A 21,906-nucleotide genomic window follows, 5' to 3' on the forward strand; every position below is an offset into this window, starting at 1 on the left:
TACTCTTTTTAATTAATCTATTCATTTGTCACCGATATCGACACCGGTTCGATAGCTATTCAGTGGCCAGTAATATAATAATGGAATGCATATTATGGCACCTTTTAAATTATCACTCCCTCTGGTTTTTATTTCCGTCTGCACAGCGCCTGTTGGTGCCACGCCTTTTCTTACCGATAGCCAACTCGATCTCACGCTAAAAAACATCTGGATGTTTAACACCGGCGATCAGATGGCGTTGCTCGGCGTGGGCGATCAGAGTGCCTGGGCGCAGGCGGCGCATCTGGATTATCAAAGCGGCTGGTATGGCGATCTGCTGGGCATTGACGCCTCCTGGTACAGCGTGGCGAAACTCTCGGCGAACGCGTCATTCGCCGGGCGCGACCTGCTGCGAGACAATCATGGTCATGCGGAAGGTTTCAATAAAATAGGGCAACTCTACGCAAAGCTTAAGTGGGGCGATGAAGCGGCGTACGCGCGGCTATATGCGGGCTGGCGGCAGCTTTATAAATTTGGCGCGCTGAACGTAACGCGCAGCCGCGCGGCACCGAGCAGCTGGCAGGGCATCAGCATGGAAAGCGGCTGGGGCGCGATTTCGGCGCGCGGCGCCTGGGTGACGCGTTTTTCGGAACGCGATGAGCCGGAAAAGCACCGTTTCTATACCCTCGCCAGTAATAAACCGATCGATCATATTGCAACGGGAGAAATCATCTGGAGCCCGTCGAAAAATACACGAATAAGCTGGATGACGGGCGAAAGTGATAATTACCTTTTACGCCATGGCATAGAAGCGCAATTTTCAATACCGGTTGCCGAACGGCAAAATCTCTTATTACGCGGCGCCTGGTATTACAATCGTGGGCTTGATAAATGGGAAGGCGCACGAGGTTTTAGCCATAGCGCCCGGCATCTTTTTACGCTGGTGGGTTATCAATATCACCATATGGAATCGGGTATCGGCTGGTCAAAAACCAAAGCGCCGCTAAATAATGGTTTAGGGAGTTTTTATTGGCATCTGGGGAAAAATACCCGGGGCGCATTTAATAGTCCGGCGGACGGTGAAGGAAATGATTATGTCAATGATGGCGAACAAATGTTTTATCTCTACGGCAAATATGCCTTCTCGCCGGAATTTACCGTCGGCCTGTATGGTAATTACGGTTACAACATCAATTATCAAAATACCGCATTAACTGAATGGGAGTACGGCGGATATTTCGCCTGGACGCCGAAACGCCTCGAAGGTTTTTCGCTGTTTGCCGGAATAGGTCCCAGCTACGGCTGGAAACTGAACAATGGAAAACCGTGGCTCACCGAAGATAAACGCACTTTTCATCGCTCAAAAGGCATCGGTGGCGCGGTTTCCGTGGAATACAAATTTGGTCTGTTTAATTAAAAAGGAGTTTAGCCATGAAAAAAACAGTGATGGTGTTGTTGGTAACGGCGCTGGCAGCGCCCGGCGTCCAGGCGGCGGAACGCGCCATGCGTATTTTGCTGGTCAATGATGATGGTTGTGATTCTGTGGGTACGCTTTCGCTGCAGCAGAAGCTGGCGGCGAAAGGGTATGACGTCTGGATGGTGGCGCCGGCGACGAATCAGAGCGGCATCGGTTCGGCGATCACCTTCAAACCGAACAAGATCTTCGACGTTAAAAAGGTGGCGGAGAAGCGTTACTGCTTCCCCGGAACCCCGGCGGATGCCGTGGATTTTGGCCTGCTCGGCGTGCTGAAGGATAACCCGCCGGATCTGGTAATTTCCGGCGTCAATGACGGGCCGAATACCGGTGTTGCGCAGCTCAATTCCGGCACCGTCGGCGCAGCGGCGCGCGCGGTACGCTATGGCTACCCGGCCATTGCCGCCAGCATTGGCTATTTACTGACTGCTGAAGAGATGAGGTCGGGCTGGCCAAGCACGCATAAATACTGGCCGGACGCTGTTGATGATGTGGTGTCGCGGGTCGATAAACTCCACGCTAAATGGCAGCCTGGCAAGCCGCTGTTGCCCGCTGGCACCGGGGTGAGCATTAACTACCCGCCGCTGGCGAAAAGTGCCGTGAAAGGTGAAAAGTATATTGGCAATGAGCGTTTTCCTCTGCCGCAACACAACTATGTGTTACTTGAGGACGGGCGGGCAAAACAGGTAATGAGTGAGAAAGTGCTGACGCCGAGCGAAGCGGATACGGATACCGGCTGGTTAAATCGCGGTTACATCACGCTGACGATTTTTGATGGTGAATGGAACGCGCCGCAGTATGAATCATCGTATCAGGCGATTTTCCGTTAAGGCATCGCGCGAGCAAGATCACAATTTTAATCTCCCGGCGTGTTTTTCATCGTCGGGAAACTGGTAGAGTCGGCACCTGGATTGTTACTGCTTAGGCAGGCGAAACCTGATTGTCCGGCAACTGCCGGAGGTCAGGTTTTTTTGTTTCCGGGGCCGGAATGAAAATCGCCAAAATATTAAACAATAATGTTGTGGTAGTGCTGGATGAGCAGCAGCGCGAACAGGTTGTCATGGGCCGGGGGCTGGCGTTCCAGAAACGCCCCGGCGATGAACTGGATGAGCGCTGCATTGAGAAGGTGTTTGCTCTGCAAAGCGATGAGCTGGTGCGCCGTCTCAGCGAACTGCTCAGCCAGATCCCGCTGGAAGTGATGACCGCCTGCGATCGCATCATCGAACTGGCCCGCAGCCAGCTCGGCAAGTTGCAGGACAGTCTCTACATTACGCTGACCGACCACTGTTATTTTGCACTTGAGCGGCAAAAAAAAGGCGCAGTGGTGCGCAACGTATTGTTGTGGGAGATCAAGCATCTCTATCCGAAAGAGTTTGCGCTGGGCCAGCAGGCGCGGGCGATACTTGCTAAACGCCTCAATGTTGAGTTGCCGGAAGATGAGGCCGGGTTTATCGCCCTGCATCTGGTGACGGCGCAACTGAACAGCGAAATGCCGGAAGTGATGCATATCACCCAGGTGATGCAGGAAATTTTGCACATCGTGAAGTATCAGTTAACGCTGGAATACGATGAAGAGTCGCTGAGCTATCATCGCTTTGTGACGCATCTGAAATTTTTCTCACAGCGCTTGCTGAACCGTACGGTGGTAGCGGATGACGATCTTTCTCTGCATCAGGCGGTGAAAGAGAATTATCAACTGGCATGGCAGTGCGCGGAAAAAATCGCTCGCCATCTGGTAAACCGCTATCAGCGTCAGCTAACGAACGAAGAAATTATGTTCCTCGCCATTCATATTGAACGGGTGAGAAAAGAAAAGCGTTAAAACAAGACGCAAAAGGATTGTTACTGCATTGCGCAGGCAAAACCTGAGACTGGCTCCGTGAGGCGCTGGCTCAGGTTTTTTTTTACTCAGTCACCGCCTTCGGGCGACAGATGCAAGGGAATTCAACATGGAATATCAAGAGTTGGCGAAAGCGATCCTCAGCCACGTCGGTGGGAAGGAGAACATCAGCAGCCTGGTACACTGTGCTACCCGGTTGCGCTTCAAACTCAAAGACATCCAGAAAGCGGACGCCGAAGGTTTAAAAACCAACCCCGGTGTGATTATGGTGGTGGAGAGCGGCGGCCAGTTTCAGGTTGTGATTGGCAACCATGTGAACGCAGTGTGGCATGCCGTGCGCCAGGAGGCAGGATTAACGGATGAAACGCCAGCGGCGGCGCCAGAAGATAAAGGCAATCTTCTGGGGCGATTGATTGATATTGTTTCCGGCATTTTTACCCCGTTTATCGGCATTCTTGCCGCATCCGGGATCCTCAAAGGACTGTTGGCGCTGGCGATTGTCTGTGGCTGGCTCACCACCGACAGCGGCACCTATAAAATCTGGTTTGCCGCCAGCGACGCGCTCTTTTTCTTCTTACCGCTGGTGCTGGGCTACACCGCCGGGAAAAAATTCGGCGGCAGTCCTTTTGTCACCATGGTGATTGGCGGCGCGCTGACGCACCCGCTGATGATCGCGGCCTTCAATGCCAGCCAGGCGGCCGGTGCGGCCAGCGAATCTTTCCTAGGCATCCCGGTGACGTTCCTCAATTACAGCGGTTCCGTGATCCCAATTATTCTTGCCGCCTGGGTCAGTTGCTGGCTGGAAAAACAGGGCAATCGCTTCCTGCATGCGTCGGTAAAAAATTTCTTTGCGCCGCTGATCTGCATCGCCGTCACCGTCCCGTTAACGTTCCTGATTATTGGTCCGGTCGCAACCTGGCTGAGCCAGATGCTGGCACATGGCTATCAGACAATCTATACGCTGGCCCCCTGGCTGGCCGGAGCGTCGCTGGGCGCGCTGTGGCAGGTCTGCGTGATTTTTGGTCTGCACTGGGGGCTGGTACCGTTGATGATCAACAACATTGCTGTCTTGGGGCAGGACACCATGCTGCCGATCCTGCTGCCAGCAGTGTTCGGTCAGGTTGGCGCAACAATGGGTATCTTTCTGCGTACCCGCGATGCGCGTCAGAAGATGCTGGCGGGTTCATCCATCGCCGCCGGGATTTTCGGCATCACGGAACCGGCCGTGTACGGTTTAACGCTACCGCTGCGCCGTCCGTTTATTTTTGGTTGCGTGGCGGGAGCCATCGGTGGAGGCATTGTCGGCTTTAGCGGTAGCCATGCCTATTCCTTTGGTTTCGCCAACATCTTTACGCTGGCGCAGATGATCCCGCCGGGTGGTGTCGATGCAACGCTGTGGGGCGGCATTATCGGTAGCGTCGTAGCGCTGCTCTTATCCGGCGTGCTGACTTTTTTTGCCGGATTGCCAAAAGCTCCGCTCGCCGCAGAGCCAGACGGCGCGGCAATGCCTGTGGAGAATACGGTTCTGGCGCCAATGAGCGGTACAGTTCTGGCGCTGGAACAGGTGCCGGATGCCACGTTCGCCAGCGGTTTACTGGGGCAAGGCGTGGCGATCATTCCGCAGGACGGGCGCGTGGTGGCGCCGTTTGCCGGAGAAGTGGCATCGCTGTTTGCTACCAAACATGCGATCGGGCTGCTCAGCGATAGCGGCGTTGAAGTGTTGATCCACGTCGGTATCGACACCGTCAAGCTGGGAAGCGGGCCTTTCACTGCGCATGTTCAGGTGGGTGACAGAGTGAACGTGGGCGATCTGCTGCTGGAGTTCGATCGCGCAGCGATCCTCGCCGCCGGCTACGATCTCGCCACGCCGATTATTATCAGTAACAGCGACAGCACCGGTGGTGTGCGTACCGTGGCTGCAACCTCAGTACAGGCCGGAATGCCACTGCTTGCGGTCGCTGGTTAATCAAAGGAGAAAGTGATGAAAGCATTTCCGAAATCGTTCTTATGGGGCGGCGCGATTGCTGCGAATCAGGTTGAAGGTGCGTATCTGGAAGGTGGAAAAGGCCTTTCAACATCGGATGTCCAGCCAAAAGGCGTGTTTGGCGATGTGGTTGAACGCGTGGCGGGAGATAGTGCGCTGAAAGATGTCGCCATCGATTTTTACCACCGCTATCCGGAGGATATCGCGCTGTTTGCGGAGATGGGGTTTAGCTGTCTGCGCGTGTCGATTGCCTGGACGCGTATTTTCCCGAACGGTGACGAAACCACGCCGAATGAAGCGGGCCTTGCCTACTACGACAAGCTGTTTGATGAACTGGCGAAATACGACATTACGCCGCTGGTCACCTTATCCCACTATGAGATGCCGTGGGGGCTGGTGAAACAGTATGGCGGCTGGGGCAGCCGACAGACCATTGGCTTCTTCGAGCGTTATGCACGCACCGTGTTCAGCCGCTACAAGGAGAAGGTGAAATTGTGGCTGACTTTCAATGAGATCAACATGTCATTGCACGCGCCAATGACCGGTGTCGGGCTGCCAGAGAACAGCAGTAAGGAGGCGGTTTATCAGGCAATTCACCATCAACTGGTGGCGAGCGCGCTGGCCGTGAAGGCCTGCCATGAGATTATCCCGGACGGCCAGATCGGCAATATGCTGCTGGGTGGGCTAATGTATCCGCTAACCTGCAAGCCGGATGACGTGTTCGAAGCGTTGCAAGAGAATCGTAGCTGGCAGTTCTTTGGCGATGTGCAGTGCCGTGGCGCGTATCCGGGCTATATGCTGCGTTATTTCCGTGATAACGGTATCCACGTTGAGATCACTGATGCCGATCGCGAAGCGCTGAAATCCACCGTCGATTTTATCTCATTCAGCTACTACATGACCGGCTGCGTAACCACCGACGACGCGCTGAATCAGCAGGCGCGCGGCAATATTCTCAGCATGGTGCAAAATCCGCATCTGGCCAGCTCAGAGTGGGGCTGGCAGATCGATCCGGTTGGCCTGCGTACGCTGCTGAATATGCTGTGGGATCGCTGGCAAAAGCCGCTGTTTATCGTCGAGAACGGTCTGGGCGCGAAGGATAAGGTGGAAGCCGATGGCAGTATCAACGACGACTACCGCATTACCTATCTGAACGACCATCTGGTGCAGGTGCGCGAAGCGATTGACGACGGCGTCGAGGTGATGGGTTACACAAGCTGGGGGCCGATTGACTTAGTCAGCGCATCGAAAGCCGAGATTTCCAAGCGTTACGGTTTTATCTATGTGGACCGCGATGATAACGGCAATGGCACGCTGGCACGCAGCCGCAAGAAGAGTTTTTACTGGTATCGCGATGTGATTGCCAGCAACGGCGCAAGCCTGAAGTAATGCAAACGGGCCCGCTGAAGGGCCCGTTTTTTTACCCAATCAGATGACGGATAAACTCTTTCAGCCACATTACCGCCGGGTCGCTGCTGTGGCGCTGGTGCCACAGTAACGCCACTTCGACCGGTTCTGCATCCAGCGGCAGCGGGCTTGCCAGCAAACCGCGCGTTCTCTGCCACTCCGTTGCCAGCCCGGCGGGTACGGTCGCCAGCGCTGGCATTGTTTCCAGCAGACCGGGCAGGGCGGCAAAATGCGGCGTGGTGTAATGCACGCGGCGTTGGCGTCCGGTTTTTGCCAGCAGCGTATCGAAATGACTGCTGGTTGCCTCGCGGTAGCTGACCATCAAATGGGGCTGAGCGGCAAACGTATCGATATCCAGCGGCGCGCTGAGCGTCAGTTGTTGCGGGTGCCAGAGCGTGACATATGACATGGTGGTCAGCACTTCACGTTCAAGCCAGCGCGGCCCGGCGGTGGCAACGCTGATCGCCATATCCATCTCGCCGCCTTCGAGCCGCGTGGCATCGCTGAAAGGATCGCTGGCCACCACGTTCAGGCGCATGCCAGGAGCCGCCTGTTGAAGCGCCGGGATCAGACGTGGCATCAGCCACATTTCTACCCAGTCAGCCATACCGAGCGTCAGCGTGACATTCACGGTTTTCGCATCAAACGCCGCCTGCTGAAACAGCGCGCTTTGCAACTGCTCCAGCAGCGGTAGCAGCTCGCTGTGCAGCTCTTCCGCGCGGGCGGTGGGCTGCATGCGATGGCCACTGCGAATAAACAGCGGATCGTCAAACAGCGTGCGCAGACGCGACAGCACGCCGCTCACTGCGGGCTGGCCCAGATGCAGCTTATCCGCCGCAGCAGAGACGCTCTGTTCGCGAAACAGGACGGCAAAGGCGATCAGCAGGTTCAGATCGATTTTACGGAAATCATTCTCTTTGATAGTCATTATCGCTCCAATCAATTGGAGTGATAGTATCGCTGGCGGGATACTGTTGCAACGAAAACAACAGGAGAAAAGTGATGAAACATTATCCTTTGCTGATGGCGCTGGTGGGCGCAACGATGATCTTCAGCACTCATGCAGCGCAGCCGCCCAGTACGCATCAGGCGCAGGCGCCGGGATATTACCGGATGGCGATGGGTGACTGGCAAATCACCGCCGTTTCCGATGGCACGGTCGCCGTGCCGTTTGACAAGCTGCTCACGCATATTTCCCCCGCAACGCTGCAATCGCAGATGGCGAAAGCCAACCTGACGGTTCACGCCGAAACGTCGATCAACGCCTTTGTCATTAATACCGGTAAGCAGTTGATTCTGGTCGATACGGGGGCCGGGCCGCTGTTTGGCGATGCGGGCGGTCATCTCCTGGATAACCTGCGGGCGGCGGGCATCGATCCGGATGCAATTGATATGGTGTTGCTGACTCACATTCATGCCGATCACTCTGGCGGTGTGCAGCGCGACGGCAAGCTGGTGTTTCGCAATGCCACGGTGCGGGTCGATCAGCGCGACGTGGATTTCTGGCTCAACCCGGCGCATCTGAAAGAGGTTGAAGAGAGCCAACGCCACACCTTTGCTGAGTCCGAACGCTCGCTGCGTCCGGTGATTGATGCCGGTAAACTCAGTACCTTCCGCGCACCGACGGAAATCATTCCCGGTATTGATGCGGTGCCTGCGCCGGGGCATACGCCGGGCAGCGTGATCTATCGTGTCACTCACGGCGGTAAGACGCTGATGTTGTGGGGAGACATTATCCATGCGCATCCGGTGCAGCTACCGGACCCTGACGTGGCGATTCATTTTGATGTCAACCAGCAGCAGGCCGTTGCCACGCGCCAGAAAGTGCTGGCGCAGGTGGCCCGTGAGGGGGACTGGATAGCCGCCGCGCATATTGCGTTTCCTGGCATTGGCAAAGTGATAAAAGCCGATAAAGGCTACCGCTGGGTGCCGATTAACTACAGCGCGCAGGGGAACTAACCTGACGGATGGTGCTGCACTTCAGGTTGGGTGAAGTGCAGCCGCCACGCGCTCAGCATTAAAAAATCATCTTAAACACACCTGTCACCACCAGCAGACCAATCAGAAAGATAATCAGGATCACCCAAAGTAAAATCTTCAACATTTTTAACGTCCTTCATGCATACGGAAGTACAAAGCTTAGATAATCTGCTGCATTTTTGCCTTTTTTCTATACTTAATGGTTTGCAATCACCGGAGGGCGAACGATGTCTGTTACCAACGTTGCTGTGGTCACTGCGGCAGATTCCGGTATCGGCAAGCAATGCGCGCTGATGCTGGCAGAGCAGGGCTTCGATATTGGTATTACCTGGCATTCGGATGAAAAGGGTGCGCAAGAGACGGCACGGCAGGTGGAGGCTTTCGGGCGAAGGGCCGAAACCATCCAGCTTGATCTTAGCCAGTTGCCGGAAGGCGCACAGGTGATACAAACGCTGATTTCCCGTTTCGGACGTATCGATGCGCTGGTCAATAATGCCGGCGCAATGAGCAAAGCGCCTTTCCTGGAGGTGACGTTCGAAGACTGGCGCAGCATTTTTACCGTCGATGTTGACGGCGCGTTTCTCTGCGCGCAAATTGCCGCGCGGCAAATGGTGGCACAGGGTCAGGGCGGACGCATCATTAACATCACCTCGGTACATGAACATACGCCGCTGCCGGAAGCGAGCGCCTATACCGCGGCGAAACATGCGCTGGGCGGATTAACCCAGTCGATGGCGCTGGAACTGGTTGAACACAACATTCTCGTCAATGCGGTCGCGCCCGGCGCGATAGCCACGCCGATGAATAACATGAGCGATGATGATGCTAAACCCAGTTCGATGCCGAATATTCCGCTGGCCCGGCCCGGTACCACCAAAGAGATAGCCAGCATGGTGGCCTGGCTCTGTTCAGCGCACGCCAGTTATACCACAGGGCAGTCGTTTATTATCGACGGCGGATTTATGCTCGCTAACCCGCAGTTCAAACCTAAAGCTTAATCGTGCTTTGTGCTGTTCTGGCGCTTTTTACGACGGCGCCGGAACCACCAGCGCAGACAAACCACCAGTGCGATAGCGATGACCAGCCAAATCCAGCGTTTTACATGCTGATCGAACTGATGCAGCCACGGGCCAATCACTTCCCCGCCAACATAGCCCAGCGTGGTGAACAGTAACGCCCAGACAATCGCGCCAAGAATATTCAGCGGCAGAAAGATTTTCGGACGCAGATGGCTGGTGCCAATCAGCAATGGGCCAACGATGCGAAAGCCGTACATAAAGCGCGAACCAATCACAAACAGATATGGATGGCGGCGGATCAGCGTTTGCGCCTGATGGATTTTGTCGCGATGGCGTGAGAAACGGCGCAGTATTTTCATGCCGTAGCGGCGACCGAGCAGATAAAGCAACTGGTCGCCAATCATGCCGCCCAGTGCCACGGAGATAACCACCAGCGGGAAGCGTAATAACCCCTGATGCGCTGCAACTCCGCCAAGCAGCGTAATGGTCTCACCTTCAGCAATACTGCCAATAACCAGCGCGGCGTAGCCATACTGGCTAATCAGATTATTGATATCCATTAAAAAGAAGCCCTCCCGGTAAAACGCTTATAAGCATACACCCGACTGAGGGTTCTTGTCGGAAGGATACGTTGTGCGGCAGCGCTATTTTTACGGCTGTGCAAAAAATAATCGCAAGAGTGAATTATACTTACAGTGTCGTTATTCGGGCTGTCAGCAAGGGGGCGTTATGAACCATGTCTGGGGACTGTTTTCCCATCCCGATCGTGAAATGAAGGTGATCAAAAGCGAAGACGAAACGGTTTCGCATCACTACACTCACCACGTGCTGGTTATGGCGGCGGTACCGGTTATTTGTGCGTTTATCGGTACCACGCAAATTGGCTGGAACTTCGGTGAGGAGAATGTCGTCAGGCTGTCGTTGTTTACCGGCTTCTACATGGCGGTACTGTTTTATGCGCTGATGCTGGCAGGGGTTGCCGTGATGGGCCGCGTCATCTGGTGGATGGCGCGAAGCTATCCGAATCGTCCCGGGCTGGCGCGCTGTATGGTATTTGCCGGATATGTTGCGACGCCGCTGTTCCTGAGCGGTATTGTGGCGCTCTATCCGCTGGTATGGCTGTGCGCGCTGGTGGGTACCGTCGCACTGTTCTATACCGGTTATCTGCTCTATGTCGGTATTCCAACCTTCCTGAATATCAATAAAGAAGAGGGGCTGAGTTTCTCCAGTTCCACGCTGGCGATTGGCGTGCTGGTGCTGGAAGTGCTGCTGGCGCTGACGGTGATCCTCTGGGGCTACGGCTACCGCCTGTTCTGATAAAATGCATTGCTGGCGTAAATGCCAGCAATGCAATCTTCAGCAATGATTCTTCTGTGGCGACAACCCTGCATGGCGGCTATTATGCGCAGGCCAGCCTCATTATTTTCCTGATTAATGAAAGCGGTGTGCGTAACAACGTGCGTGAATAATTTTCAGAAGTCTCACCATGCAGAAATTTCGAGTCTCTTTATTAAGCCTGGCTTTATTGCTGGCTGCGCCCGTGGCGCCGTTTGCTGTCGCGAAAACCACTGCCGCGACCACTGCCGCACAACCTGAAATTGCCTCAGGTAGCGCGATGATTGTCGATCTGCAAACCAATCAGGTGATCTACTCCAGTCACCCGGATCTGGTGCGTCCTATCGCCTCCATCACCAAGTTGATGACCGCGATGGTAGTGCTGGATGCCCATTTGCCGCTGGATGAGAAACTCAACGTCGATATCAGCCAGACGCCGGAAATGAAAGGGATCTACTCCCGCGTGCGTCTGAACAGCGAAATCAGCCGTAAAAACATGCTGCTGCTGGCGCTGATGTCGTCGGAAAACCGCGCGGCCGCAAGCCTTGCGCATCACTATCCGGGCGGTTACAACGCGTTTATCGCCGCGATGAATGCCAAAGCCAAAGCGCTGGGCATGACCAATACGCATTATGTTGAACCGACCGGGCTGTCGATTCACAACGTTTCTACCGCACGCGATCTGACCAAGCTGCTGATTGCCACCAAACAGTATCCATTGATTGGGCAATTGAGCACCACGCGCGAAGAGATGGCGACCTTCAGCAATCCGGCCTATACGCTGCCGTTTCGCAATACCAACCATCTGGTCTACCGCGATAACTGGAATATCCAGTTGACCAAAACCGGCTTTACCAATGCGGCAGGGCACTGCCTGGTGATGCGCACGGTGATTAATAACAAGCCGGTGGCGCTGGTGGTGATGGATGCATTCGGCAAATTTACGCACTTTGCCGATGCCAGCCGTTTACGTACCTGGATTGAAACCGGGAAAGTGCAGCCGGTTCCGGCGGCGGCGCTGAGTTATAAGCGCCAGAAAGCGGCGCAGATGACGCAGAATAACAGCGCAGCAGGCGAGCAAACCGCTCAGAACGATTAATTACTCCGGCAGCGTCCAGTCACCGTCGTTGAGTGGACGCTGCATAATCAGCGTATCCCGCCAGTCCCCTTTCTTGTAGCCGACGCTACGTAGTTGCCCGACAATCTCAAAGCCGTGCTTTTTATGCAGCCGCAGGGAGCCGGAATTATTATTGCCATCGCCAACCACCGCAATCAGTTGCCGCCACGGCCCCTCTTCACAGCGTGCAATCAGGGCGCTCATCAGCGTTGAACCGATACCGCGACCGGTCATGCTGGCATCGACGTAAATCGACTCTTCCAGCGTATAGCGATAAGCCTGACGCGGGCGATAGAAACCGGCGTAGCAGTAACCAACGATAATGCCGTGATACAGCGCAACCATCCACGGCAGGCCATCGCTGGTGATTTTGCTCATGCGAGCACGCATTTCGTCAATCGTCGGGGGAACTTCTTCGAAGGAGGCGCGACCATGCAGCACGTGCCAGGCGTACAGCGAGGCAATGGCGTGCACATCGTCAGGTATGGCGTCGCGCACCACGACAGCAGGGCCGGAGAGAATATCGACAGCAGACATGGAAAGGTGTGCTCCTTCAAAGCGGGGAGCCAGAGAAACGTTTCTCTGGCGTTTTTCGCTACTCTATTACGAAAGGAGCACACAATACAGCCTGTATTGTGGCTATTTTATCACCACATCAGCGTGATTATCTGTCGTTAATTCCTCTTGCCAGAATTTACGCTTAGTGGTTTTTCCGATACCGGGATTCATGCTGTTTGTCGGATCATTTTCCCGATAAAACTGTTTTAGCGTTTCTGCGGCTTCATACAGGTGACCCACGTTATGTTCGGCAGGGTATTGCGCGCCGCGCTGGCGCAGCAGTTCAAGCATTTGCTCTTTCAGCGCATGGGCGTCGACGCCTTTCTTGACGATATAATCCTGGTGGAAAACGTGGCACATAAAGTGGCCGTAGTAGAGTTTGTGCACCAGTTGGTTGTCGATTTCTGGCGGCAGATGCTCAAACCATTCGGTATCGTTGCGCCTCAGGGCGATGTCGAGCGCCAGAATATCTTCCACTTCATCAGCATGTACCGCCTGATAGCGGATCGCCGCACCGGCGGCGGCAAAGCGATGTAAAAAGGCTTTGCTCCCTTCCTCCGGCGTACAGACGAAAAAGTCGCCTTCGGCGCTGGCAAAATAGTCCGTCAGCCAGTTTTGCGCTTCTGCGATCCCATCGCCTGACATTTTCAACAGCAGATGATGCTCATACTTATCACGCCACGTTTTCATGCGCGGCGGCAGATGAGACGGGAAGACGGCGCTGATTTTTTGCAGTGAACGGTCAATAAAGTGCGGCTTGAACAGCGGCGCTTTATCCAGCACCGCTTCGGTGCGTCCCTTCAGGGTAAAGAACAGCGGCATTTTGTCGGTGCCGAGCTTGTCGATCATCAGGAAGGTGTCTTTACCGTAGCGTTCGGCGATGTCGTAAATATCGCGGTGCATATATTCGCCCGCCACCGGCAGATGGGCGAAGTTCGCCAGAATGTGGCGGCGGATCTCCGTTAATACGGCGGTCTGGTTGGTGCCGATATAGAATACTTGTTGCTGTTTTTCCGCCGGGAAAGTATCCAGACGTACAGCAAAAACCGCGAGTTTGCCCGCACAGCCGGAAGATTCAAACAGCCGATCCGGATCGGCGTTGTAGCGCGCCGGAGTATCGGCTTCGACGTCGCGCACGCGGGTGATGTAATCATGATCGTGACCGTGACGCTGATCGTGGCGCACGTTATCCGCTTTGATGCGCTCGTCATCCAGCGCGCTGAGGATCTGCTCCGGCGTTTCGCCCAAATCAATGCCCAGATGGTTAACTAACTGCAATTTGCCCTGCTCATCGATACGGGCGAACAGCGACATCTCGGTATAGGCCGGGCCGCGCTGCACCAGTGAACCACCGGAGTTATTGCAGATCCCGCCAATCACCGAGGCGCCAATGCAGGAGGAGCCAATCACCGAGTGCGGCTCGCGGCCCAGCGGTTTAAGCGCCTTTTCCAGCGAGTAGAGCGTGGTGCCAGGATACGCCAGCACCTGCTCGCCGTTATCCAGCAGGTGCAGCTTGTCGAGCCGCAGGGTACTGATAATCACGATATCGCGATCATAATCATTGCCGCTGGGCGTTGAGCCTTCGGTCAGGCCAGTATTCGCCGCCTGCATCAGGATGATTTTGTCGGCGTTGACGCAGGCATGCAGCACGCGCCATAGCTCCACTAACGTTCCGGGAAACACCACCGCCAGCGCATCGCCGTGGCCGGAGCGAAAGCCTTTACGGTAGCGGGCGGTTTTAGCGGGATCGGTCAACAGGTGAGATGCGCCGACCAGCCGTTTCAGTTCGTGTAAAAAAGTGCGGTTCTCGTTTGAAGTTGCGAATGACATATTCCACTCCTTGTGGTGAGTCAGCATTTTTGTGCCTGTAATAGTAGTCCTGCTAAACCTGACGGGGGAGTGAATTCGCAGAAAAATCAGAGCCCAACTCTGCAAGACATGCCAGGATTATGGCACACTGCGTTTTTTTCGCGGTCCGTTCCGCGGTTATGGGTGAAATACAAGAGAGTAAATACGACATGAAATGGCTATGTTCTGTAGGTGTCGCTGTGAGCCTCGCGCTGCAACCCGCGCTGGCTGAGGAGTTGATTGGCAACCATCCGCTGACGCCTGAAGCAAGGGATGCATTTGTCACTGAGTTGCTCAAAAAGATGACAGTTGATGAAAAAATTGGCCAGTTGCGTCTTATCAGTGTTGGCCCGGATAACCCGAAGGAAGCTATCCGCGAGATGATTAAAAAGAGCCAAGTGGGGGCGATTTTTAACACCGTTACCCGCCCGGATATCCGCGCGATGCAGGATCAGGCGATGCAGCTTAGCCGCCTGAAAATTCCTCTCTTTTTCGCTTATGATGTGGTTCACGGCCAGCGTACCGTCTTCCCGATTAGCCTTGGCCTGGCCTCCAGTTTTAACCTTGACGCGGTGCGCACTGTAGGGCGCATTTCTGCTTATGAAGCCGCCGATGACGGCCTGAATATGACCTGGGCACCCATGGTGGATGTTTCCCGCGATCCGCGCTGGGGCCGCGTGTCGGAAGGGTTTGGTGAAGACACCTTCCTGACTTCTGAAATGGGGCGCACGATGGTCGAAGCGATGCAGGGCAAAAGCCCGGCGGATCGCTACTCAGTGATGACCAGCGTTAAACACTTTGCCGCGTATGGCGCGGTGGAAGGCGGTAAAGAGTACAACACCGTCGATATGAGCCCGCAGCGTCTGTTTAACGACTATATGCCGCCGTATAAAGCGGCGCTCGATGCCGGTAGCGGCGGCGTGATGGTGGCGCTTAACTCGCTGAACGGCACGCCCGCTTCGTCGGATTCCTGGCTGTTAAAAGATCTGCTGCGCGATCAGTGGCACTTCAAAGGCATCACCATTTCCGATCACGGTGCGATCAAGGAACTTATCAAACACGGCACGGCTGCCGATCCGGAAGATGCGGTGCGTGTGGCGCTGAAGTCCGGCATCAACATGAGCATGAGCGACGAGTACTACAGCAAGTATCTGCCGGGGCTGGTGAAATCCGGCAAGGTGACGATGGAGGAGCTGGACGATGCCACGCGTCATGTGCTGAACGTGAAGTACGACATGGGCTTGTTTAACGATCCGTACAGCCATCTCGGCCCGAAAGAGAGCGATCCGCAAGATACCAATGCGGAAAGCCGTCTGCATCGCAAAGAAGCGCGTCAAGTGGCGCGCGAAAGTATGGTGCTGCTGAAAAACCGCCTTGAAACCCTGCCGCTGAAAAAAACCGACACCGTGGCGGTGGTTGGGCCGCTGGCCGACAGCAAGCGTGACTCAATGGGAAGCTGGTCTGCGGCGGGTGTGGCCGATCAGTCTGTTACCGTGCTGACCGGCATCCGCAATGCGCTGGCCGGTAAAGGCAACGTGCTGTACGCCAAAGGGGCGAACATCACCAACGACAAAGACATCGTTAACTTCCTCAATCTGTATGAACCGGCGGTGGTGGTCGATCCGCGTTCGCCGCAAGAGATGATTGATGAAGCGGTGGCGGCGGCGAAGAAATCCGACGTGGTGGTAGCTGTGGTGGGTGAAGCGCAGGGGATGGCGCACGAAGCGTCCAGCCGTACTGACATCACTATTCCGCAAAGCCAGCGCGATCTGATTGCCGCGCTGAAAGCGACCGGTAAACCGCTGGTGCTGGTGCTGATGAATGGTCGCCCGCTGGCGCTGGTGAAAGAGGATCAGCAGGCTGATGCGATCCTCGAAACCTGGTTCGCCGGGACGGAAGGCGGTAACGCCATCGCCGATATTCTGTTTGGCGATTACAACCCGTCCGGCAAGTTGCCGATGTCCTTCCCGCGCTCGGTGGGGCAGATCCCGGTTTACTACAGCCATTTGAATACCGGCCGTCCGTACAATGCCGACAAGCCGAACAAATACACTTCCCGTTACTTTGATGAAGCGAACGGGCCGCTCTATCCGTTCGGTTACGGCCTTAGCTACACCACTTTCAAAGTCTCTGAGGTGAAAATGTCCGCGCCGTCGATGACGAGTACTGGCAAAGTGACCGCCAGCGTGGAGGTGACCAACACCGGTAAGCGCGCGGGTGAAACGGTGATCCAGATGTATTTGCAGGATGTCACCGCGTCGATGAGCCGTCCGGTGAAACAGCTGCGCGGCTTTGACAAGGTGAACCTGCAACCGGGCGAAACCAAAACCGTCAGCTTCCCGATCGATGTGAATGCGCTGAAATTCTGGAACCAGCAGATGAAATATGCTGCGGAGCCGGGCAAATTCAACGTCTTTATCGGTGTTGATTCCGCACGCGTCAATCAGGGCGAGTTCGAACTGCGCTAATCCTTCCCAGGCCGGGCAACCGGCCTGATTTTTTCCGCTATACCTTATTCCTTTATCGTTTAGGGCTTTCACGCGACAAAGCCGCTATTTTTCGGCTACGCTTTTTTCTCAAGCTGCTGAAAAAGGCGGTAAAAAATGAGGGAAGTACAATGACAATCACCCATAAGATTGCGTGCTCACTGCTGCTGGTGGCTGCCACGAGCCTGCCGTTGCAGGCAGCGGAACCGGTAAAAGTGGGATCCAAAATTGATACCGAAGGGGCGCTGCTGGGCAATATCATCTTGCAGGTTCTGGAAAGCCATGGCGTAAAAACAGTCAATAAAGTGCAGCTTGGCACCACGCCGGTGGTGCGCGGGGCGATTACCTCCGGCGAGCTGGATATCTACCCCGAATACACCGGTAACGGCGCATTTTTCTTTAAAGATGAAAGCGATCCCGCATGGAAAAACGCGCAGCAGGGCTACGAGAAAGTGAAAAAACTCGATGCCGAACAGAATAAGCTGGTCTGGCTGACGCCCGCACCGGCGAATAACACGTGGACGATTGCCGTGCGTCAGGATCTGGCGCAGAAAAATAAGCTCACATCCTTAGCCGATCTGAGCCGTTATCTGAAAGAGGGCGGTGAATTCAAACTGGCGGCATCGGCGGAGTTTATCGAACGCACCGATGCGTTACCGGCCTTTGAGAAAGCGTACGACTTTACACTGAAACAGGATCAACTGCTGTCGCTGGCTGGCGGCGATACGGCGGTGACCATTAAAGCTGCCGCGCAGCAAACTTCCGGCGTGAATGCGGCGATGGCTTACGGTACGGATGGCCCGGTTGCGGCGTTGGGGCTGCAAACACTGAGCGATCCGAAAGGCGTGCAACCGATCTATGCGCCCACGCCGGTAGTGCGTGAAGCGGTGTTAAAAGCGTATCCGCAACTGGATGCGTGGCTGAAACCGGTCTTCGCCAGCCTGGATGAAAAAACGCTGCAAAAACTGAACGCCAGCATTGCCGTTGAAGGGCTGGATGCGAAAAAAGTGGCAGCCGATTACCTGAAAGAAAAAGGGCTGGTGAAATAAGCGCTGTTATGGAGGATTCGCGACGTTGCCATAATCGTGTGCTGCTGCTGTTGATGGTCGTCGGGCTGCTGGCAGCCTGGCTACCGTTTGTTAACTATGCGCCAAACCGGCTGGTCTCAGGCGAAAGTCGTGTGTTGTGGCAGCTGTTTCCGGCGTTCTGGCTGCTGGCGCCCTGTCTGCTGCTGATACTCAGTTTTGTGCCAGGGCGCGGGGCGCAAATCGGTACGCTGCTGCTGGCCGAAGCGCTGTTTTGCCTTTTGGTATGGAGCGCGGGCAGGGCGGCGACGGAACTGGCGCAGTCGGGCAGCGCGCTGGCGCGAACCTCGCCGGGAAGCGGGTTGTGGCTGTGGCTGGCGTTGGCGCTGCTGGCCTGTAGCGACGCCATTCGCCGCCTTGCCAGCCATCCGGTCTGGCGCTGGCTGCTCAATGCGCAAATCTGGTGTCTGCCGCTGTTCTTACTGCTCAGCGGCGAGCTGGACGATCTCTCATTGCTGCATGAATACCGCAACCGCCAGGAAGTGTTTAATGATGCGCTGGCGCAGCATCTGACGCTGCTTTTCGGTACGCTCATCCCCGCGCTGGGGGTGGGATTTGCCATCGGTTTATGGTGCTACCGCCATCCGACACGCCAGGGGCCGGTTTTCACGGTGCTCAATATCATCCAGACCATTCCTTCTGTCGGGCTGTTCGGCCTGCTGATTGCGCCGTTGGCCGGGCTGGTGCTGCACTTCCCGGTTCTGAGCCGTTTCGGCATTGCCGGAACCGGCATGACGCCCGCGCTGATTGCCCTTATTTTGTATGCCTTGTTGCCGCTGGTGCGCGGCGTGGTCGCCGGGCTTAACCAGGTGCCGCAGGAGGTGCTGGAGAGTGCCGAGGCGATGGGCATGAGCGCGCGCCAGCGTTTCTGGCAGGTACGCATTCCGCTGGCGCTGCCGCTGCTGCTACGCAGTTTGCGCGTTGTGGCGGTGCAGACGGTCGGCATGGCGGTGATCGCGGCGCTGATCGGCGCAGGCGGCTTCGGTTCGTTGGTCTTCCAGGGGCTACTGAGCAGCGCGCTGGATTTAGTGCTGCTTGGTGTGATCCCGGTTATTGCGCTGGCCGTTGTCGTGGATGCGCTGTTTGGTTTAAGCCTCGCGCTGCTGAAGGTAAAACAACATGATTGAATTTAAAAATGTCAGCAAAACCTTTGCCGGACAGCAGGCCGTCAGCCATCTCGATCTGCATGTCAAAACGGGAGCTTTTTCGGTACTGATTGGCACCTCAGGTTCCGGAAAATCGACCACGCTGAAGATGATCAACCGGCTGATCGAGCATGATGAAGGCGCGATTTATTTTGCCGGTGAGGATATTCGCCAGCTTCCGGTGCTGGAGCTGCGCCGCCGCATGGGGTATGCCATACAGTCGATTGGGTTGTTCCCGCACTGGACGGTGGCGCAGAACATCGCCACCGTGCTGCAACTGCAAAAGTGGTCGCGCGGCCAGCGCGAGGCACGGGTGGATGAACTGATGGCGCTGCTGGGGCTGGATGTTTCCCTGCGCGACCGTTTCCCGCATCAGCTTTCCGGCGGGCAACAGCAGCGGGTCGGAGTGGCTCGCGCGCTGGCGGCCGATCCGGAAGTGCTGTTGATGGATGAACCTTTCGGTGCGCTGGATCCGGTCACCCGCGCGGCATTGCAGCAGGAGATGGTGCGCATTCACCGCCTGCTTGGGCGCACCATTGTACTGGTGACGCACGATATTGATGAGGCGCTACAGCTGGCAGATCACCTGGTGTTGATGGATAAGGGCAAAGTGGTGCAGCAGGGGACACCGCTGGCGCTGCTGACCGCGCCGCACAACGATTTTGTCCGTGAATTTTTCGGTCGTAGCGAGCTGGGCGTGCGTCTGTTGTCGCTGCGCCAGGTGAAAGGCTATCTGCGCCGTGAACCGGTTTATGAGGGAGAACCGCTGCGGGCGGAGATGACGCTGCGCGAAGCGTTGTCGGCGTTTGTCGCCCAACAGTGCGAGATCCTGCCGGTGCATGATGACAGCGGCCAGCCCTGCGGCAGTCTGCATTTCCGTGATTTATTGCGCGTGGAGGCCAGTGGTGAGGCTTCTGCGTGATCCCCTGTTATGGTTGATCGCGCTGTTTGTGGCGCTATTGCTGTGGCTGCCGCACAGCGCTGCGTTATTCAGCACACTGTTTCCGCAACTGCCGCGCCCGGTCTATCTGCAGGAGAGCTTTGTGTCGCTGGCCGCAGCGCATTTTGCGCTGGTGGGCATTTCCAGCGCGATTGCCATTGTGCTGGGTATCGGTGTTGGCATTGTGGTGACCCGCCCGGCCGGGCGTGAGTTTCGTCCGCTGGCGGAAACCATCGCCGCCGTCGGGCAAACTTTTCCGCCGGTGGCGGTGCTGGCGATTGCCGTGCCGGTCATGGGGTTTGGTAAAGAGCCGGCGGTGATTGCGCTGGTATTGTACGGTATTTTGCCGATTTTACAGGGAACGCTGGCCGGGATCGCCGCCGTGCCAGAGAGCGTACAAAGCGTGGCGCAGGGCATGGGAATGAGCGCGTGGCAGCGGTTGGTGAAAGTGGAGCTGCCGCTGGCGGCGCCGGTGATCATTGCCGGTGTGCGCACCTCGGTGATCATCAATATCGGCACGGCGGCGATTGCCTCAACGGTGGGCGCGAGCACGCTCGGTACGCCGATTATCATCGGGCTGAGCGGTTTTAATACGGCTTATGTTATTCAGGGAGCAATTCTGGTGGCGCTGGCCGCGATTATTGTCGACCAGGCATTTGAGCGGTTGACGCGCTGGCTTAGCCAGCACCGCCACGCACAATAAACGAATAACCTGCGAGCATCACGCCGCTGATGCCGCCGATGGCCATCAGCAGAAAAACCGCGATGACGATAATTTTACCAGCCTTCATATGTCGTTCCTTTTGTTAAGGCAAGTAGTATAAAGGGAGCCGGGTTGTTGATAAAACATTAAATACCGAGAAGCGCAACGCGGTGGCCGTTTTCCTGCCATGTCAGCAACTGATGCAGTTGCGCTGTTGTCGGGCTTTCTCCGCACCACACCAGCAGCGTCTGGCCGTCGAACATCTCCGGGCGCAGATGGGTTAACGAATGTGCCAGCACATCTACCCGCCATCCTTGCTGGCTTGCTATCCAGCCTTCCAGCCATAAACGGGGGGTGTCGTGAATATTCCAGCCGATCACCAGCGCGTCCTGGCCGCTCTTTTTGCGCGCCAGCGCCAGAGAGCCGGAAATATGAGTAATCAATATGCCATCGAGCAGGCTGAGCATCGCTTGCAGAGCGGGCTGCGGGTTTTGCAGGCGGTGGCGTAAAGGCATGATCAAATTGCTGGTCAGCGTACTGGCCGGGTAGTCGCGTTCGTGCTCTTTGAGCCACTGGTGCAACTGCTGCTGATTGCCCTGTTGCAGGTAGCGCAGCGCGGTCTCTTGCTGCTCCCGCCAGCCGTCGCGAACCTCGTCAGGTTCGCTGGAAAGCAGGGTCTGCACTTTGCTGACCTGAACACCATTACTTATCCAGCTTTTAATTTCCCGAATGCGATCAATGTCCGATTCGGTAAAGAGTCGATGGCCGCCATCCGTGCGTTGAGGTTTCAATAACCCGTAACGTCGCTGCCAGGCTCGCAGCGTGACGGGATTGACATCGCATAACAACGCCACTTCACCAATTGTGTAAAGCGCCATAGTTTCACCTTTGCTTACTGGCTCCCACTTTAACTGTAGCCTCTGGCGGTCGTATGAAGAGAAATTGGCGAAAAATTGCCCGGACGGCAGGTGAAAGGTGAATCATCTGGCAAGACTTTGTGATACAG

Annotated in this window: 21 protein-coding genes; 14 read left to right on the plus strand and 7 right to left on the minus strand. The window is 55.9% G+C overall.

Annotated features, from left to right (window positions below; genetic code table 11):
• The first annotated feature begins 94 nt into the window (after positions 1 to 94).
• The 5 genes from Y71_RS08800 (at position 95) to Y71_RS08820 (ending at position 6,666) form a co-directional block, all read left to right on the plus strand.
• Complete coding sequence (locus Y71_RS08800) at positions 95 to 1,396, plus strand: OprD family porin (protein ID WP_007371184.1); 1,302 nt, start codon at positions 95 to 97, stop codon at positions 1,394 to 1,396.
• 14 nt (positions 1,397 to 1,410) lie between these two features.
• A complete protein-coding gene (surE, locus tag Y71_RS08805) occupies positions 1,411 to 2,283 on the plus strand; it encodes a 5'/3'-nucleotidase SurE (protein ID WP_007371185.1) in 873 nt (290 codons plus the stop codon).
• A 158-nt stretch (positions 2,284 to 2,441) separates the two neighbouring features.
• A complete protein-coding gene (bglG, locus tag Y71_RS08810) occupies positions 2,442 to 3,275 on the plus strand; it encodes a transcriptional antiterminator BglG (RefSeq protein ID WP_007371186.1) in 834 nt (277 codons plus the stop codon).
• A gap of 127 nt (positions 3,276 to 3,402) precedes the next feature.
• Positions 3,403 to 5,259: a PTS beta-glucoside transporter subunit IIABC gene (gene bglF, locus Y71_RS08815; RefSeq protein WP_007371187.1), complete on the plus strand. Its 1,857-nt coding sequence runs from the start codon at positions 3,403 to 3,405 to the stop codon at positions 5,257 to 5,259.
• A gap of 15 nt (positions 5,260 to 5,274) precedes the next feature.
• Positions 5,275 to 6,666 carry a glycoside hydrolase family 1 protein gene (locus Y71_RS08820; RefSeq protein ID WP_007371188.1) on the plus strand — a complete coding sequence of 464 codons (1,392 nt, stop codon included), beginning with the start codon at positions 5,275 to 5,277 and terminating at the stop codon, positions 6,664 to 6,666.
• Between the two features lie 31 nt (positions 6,667 to 6,697).
• Here Y71_RS08820 and Y71_RS08825 read toward each other — a convergent pair whose 3' ends face one another.
• Positions 6,698 to 7,612, minus strand: coding sequence for a LysR family transcriptional regulator (locus Y71_RS08825; RefSeq protein ID WP_081120728.1), 915 nt, complete (start codon positions 7,610 to 7,612; stop codon positions 6,698 to 6,700).
• Between the two features lie 74 nt (positions 7,613 to 7,686).
• On the opposite strand from Y71_RS08825, the gene Y71_RS08830 reads away from it, so the two are divergent.
• Entirely contained in the window at positions 7,687 to 8,643 is a 957-nt protein-coding gene (locus tag Y71_RS08830) for an MBL fold metallo-hydrolase (RefSeq protein WP_007371190.1), read from the plus strand.
• Positions 8,644 to 8,701: 58 nt separating this feature from the next.
• Here the strand turns inward: Y71_RS08830 and yohP are convergent, their stop codons facing one another.
• Complete coding sequence (yohP, locus tag Y71_RS31160) at positions 8,702 to 8,785, minus strand: small membrane protein YohP (protein ID WP_015572324.1); 84 nt, start codon at positions 8,783 to 8,785, stop codon at positions 8,702 to 8,704.
• Between the two features lie 106 nt (positions 8,786 to 8,891).
• On the opposite strand from yohP, the gene Y71_RS08835 reads away from it, so the two are divergent.
• Positions 8,892 to 9,662, plus strand: coding sequence for an SDR family oxidoreductase (locus Y71_RS08835; RefSeq protein ID WP_007371191.1), 771 nt, complete (start codon positions 8,892 to 8,894; stop codon positions 9,660 to 9,662).
• Here Y71_RS08835 and Y71_RS08840 read toward each other — a convergent pair.
• Positions 9,659 to 10,243 carry a DedA family protein gene (locus Y71_RS08840; protein WP_007371192.1) on the minus strand — a complete coding sequence of 195 codons (585 nt, stop codon included), beginning with the start codon at positions 10,241 to 10,243 and terminating at the stop codon, positions 9,659 to 9,661. The two genes, Y71_RS08835 and Y71_RS08840, sit on opposite strands and share 4 nt — an antisense overlap.
• A 169-nt stretch (positions 10,244 to 10,412) precedes the next feature.
• On the opposite strand from Y71_RS08840, the gene Y71_RS08845 reads away from it, so the two are divergent.
• Both Y71_RS08845 and pbpG read left to right on the plus strand, forming a co-directional pair.
• The gene (locus Y71_RS08845; RefSeq protein WP_007371193.1) at positions 10,413 to 11,000 is read left to right on the plus strand and encodes a Yip1 family protein; all 588 of its coding nucleotides are present in this window, start codon (positions 10,413 to 10,415) and stop codon (positions 10,998 to 11,000) included.
• A 169-nt stretch (positions 11,001 to 11,169) separates the two neighbouring features.
• Positions 11,170 to 12,117, plus strand: coding sequence for a D-alanyl-D-alanine endopeptidase (pbpG, locus tag Y71_RS08850; RefSeq protein WP_007371194.1), 948 nt, complete (start codon positions 11,170 to 11,172; stop codon positions 12,115 to 12,117).
• On the opposite strand, the gene Y71_RS08855 is transcribed toward pbpG, so the two are convergent.
• The gene (locus Y71_RS08855; RefSeq protein WP_007371195.1) at positions 12,118 to 12,672 is read right to left on the minus strand and encodes a GNAT family N-acetyltransferase; all 555 of its coding nucleotides are present in this window, start codon (positions 12,670 to 12,672) and stop codon (positions 12,118 to 12,120) included.
• A 102-nt stretch (positions 12,673 to 12,774) separates the two neighbouring features.
• A complete protein-coding gene (dld, locus tag Y71_RS08860; RefSeq protein WP_007371196.1) occupies positions 12,775 to 14,523 on the minus strand; it encodes a D-lactate dehydrogenase in 1,749 nt (582 codons plus the stop codon).
• A gap of 188 nt (positions 14,524 to 14,711) precedes the next feature.
• On the opposite strand from dld, the gene bglX reads away from it, so the two are divergent.
• The 5 genes from bglX to Y71_RS08885 all read left to right on the plus strand — a co-directional run bounded on the left by bglX (position 14,712) and on the right by Y71_RS08885 (position 20,900).
• Positions 14,712 to 17,009, plus strand: a complete 2,298-nt coding sequence (gene bglX, locus Y71_RS08865) for a beta-glucosidase BglX (protein WP_035942411.1) — start codon at positions 14,712 to 14,714, stop codon at positions 17,007 to 17,009.
• Positions 17,010 to 17,158: 149 nt separating this feature from the next.
• Entirely contained in the window at positions 17,159 to 18,076 is a 918-nt protein-coding gene (gene osmF / locus Y71_RS08870; RefSeq protein WP_007371198.1) for a glycine betaine ABC transporter substrate-binding protein OsmF, read from the plus strand.
• A gap of 8 nt (positions 18,077 to 18,084) precedes the next feature.
• The gene (locus Y71_RS08875; protein ID WP_035942170.1) at positions 18,085 to 19,239 is read left to right on the plus strand and encodes an ABC transporter permease; all 1,155 of its coding nucleotides are present in this window, start codon (positions 18,085 to 18,087) and stop codon (positions 19,237 to 19,239) included.
• Entirely contained in the window at positions 19,232 to 20,179 is a 948-nt protein-coding gene (locus Y71_RS08880) for an ABC transporter ATP-binding protein (RefSeq protein WP_007371200.1), read from the plus strand. The genes Y71_RS08875 and Y71_RS08880 overlap by 8 nt, the downstream gene beginning before the upstream one ends.
• A complete protein-coding gene (locus Y71_RS08885; RefSeq protein ID WP_007371201.1) occupies positions 20,163 to 20,900 on the plus strand; it encodes an ABC transporter permease in 738 nt (245 codons plus the stop codon). Before Y71_RS08880 ends, Y71_RS08885 begins: the two co-directional genes overlap by 17 nt.
• Here the strand turns inward: Y71_RS08885 and Y71_RS08890 are convergent.
• Together Y71_RS08890 and mlrA are read right to left on the minus strand one after the other, a co-directional pair.
• Positions 20,875 to 20,988 carry a protein YohO gene (locus Y71_RS08890; protein WP_007371202.1) on the minus strand — a complete coding sequence of 38 codons (114 nt, stop codon included), beginning with the start codon at positions 20,986 to 20,988 and terminating at the stop codon, positions 20,875 to 20,877. The two genes, Y71_RS08885 and Y71_RS08890, sit on opposite strands and share 26 nt — an antisense overlap.
• A 58-nt stretch (positions 20,989 to 21,046) precedes the next feature.
• On the minus strand, positions 21,047 to 21,778 hold the full coding sequence (mlrA, locus tag Y71_RS08895; protein ID WP_007371203.1) for an HTH-type transcriptional regulator MlrA: 732 nt from the start codon (positions 21,776 to 21,778) through the stop codon (positions 21,047 to 21,049).
• Positions 21,779 to 21,906: the final 128 nt, after the last annotated feature.

The organism is Kosakonia radicincitans DSM 16656, assembly GCF_000280495.2.
GTDB classification, from domain to species: Bacteria; Pseudomonadota; Gammaproteobacteria; order Enterobacterales; family Enterobacteriaceae; genus Kosakonia; species Kosakonia radicincitans.

Coding starts and splice junctions, on each gene's coding strand:
- dld (WP_007371196.1), bottom strand. CDS start 14,523: ATGTCATTCGCAACTTCAAACGAGAACCGCACTTTTTTACACGAACTG.
- Y71_RS08825 (WP_081120728.1), bottom strand. CDS start 7,612: ATGACTATCAAAGAGAATGATTTCCGTAAAATCGATCTGAACCTGCTG.
- Y71_RS08840 (WP_007371192.1), bottom strand. CDS start 10,243: ATGGATATCAATAATCTGATTAGCCAGTATGGCTACGCCGCGCTGGTT.
- surE (WP_007371185.1), top strand. CDS start 1,411: ATGAAAAAAACAGTGATGGTGTTGTTGGTAACGGCGCTGGCAGCGCCC.
- bglX (WP_035942411.1), top strand. CDS start 14,712: ATGAAATGGCTATGTTCTGTAGGTGTCGCTGTGAGCCTCGCGCTGCAA.
- Y71_RS08820 (WP_007371188.1), top strand. CDS start 5,275: ATGAAAGCATTTCCGAAATCGTTCTTATGGGGCGGCGCGATTGCTGCG.
- Y71_RS08880 (WP_007371200.1), top strand. CDS start 19,232: ATGATTGAATTTAAAAATGTCAGCAAAACCTTTGCCGGACAGCAGGCC.
- osmF (WP_007371198.1), top strand. CDS start 17,159: ATGACAATCACCCATAAGATTGCGTGCTCACTGCTGCTGGTGGCTGCC.
- bglG (WP_007371186.1), top strand. CDS start 2,442: ATGAAAATCGCCAAAATATTAAACAATAATGTTGTGGTAGTGCTGGAT.
- Y71_RS08835 (WP_007371191.1), top strand. CDS start 8,892: ATGTCTGTTACCAACGTTGCTGTGGTCACTGCGGCAGATTCCGGTATC.
- Y71_RS08845 (WP_007371193.1), top strand. CDS start 10,413: ATGAACCATGTCTGGGGACTGTTTTCCCATCCCGATCGTGAAATGAAG.
- Y71_RS08890 (WP_007371202.1), bottom strand. CDS start 20,988: ATGAAGGCTGGTAAAATTATCGTCATCGCGGTTTTTCTGCTGATGGCC.
- pbpG (WP_007371194.1), top strand. CDS start 11,170: ATGCAGAAATTTCGAGTCTCTTTATTAAGCCTGGCTTTATTGCTGGCT.
- Y71_RS08875 (WP_035942170.1), top strand. CDS start 18,085: ATGGAGGATTCGCGACGTTGCCATAATCGTGTGCTGCTGCTGTTGATG.
- bglF (WP_007371187.1), top strand. CDS start 3,403: ATGGAATATCAAGAGTTGGCGAAAGCGATCCTCAGCCACGTCGGTGGG.
- mlrA (WP_007371203.1), bottom strand. CDS start 21,778: ATGGCGCTTTACACAATTGGTGAAGTGGCGTTGTTATGCGATGTCAAT.
- Y71_RS08800 (WP_007371184.1), top strand. CDS start 95: ATGGCACCTTTTAAATTATCACTCCCTCTGGTTTTTATTTCCGTCTGC.
- Y71_RS08830 (WP_007371190.1), top strand. CDS start 7,687: ATGAAACATTATCCTTTGCTGATGGCGCTGGTGGGCGCAACGATGATC.
- Y71_RS08855 (WP_007371195.1), bottom strand. CDS start 12,672: ATGTCTGCTGTCGATATTCTCTCCGGCCCTGCTGTCGTGGTGCGCGAC.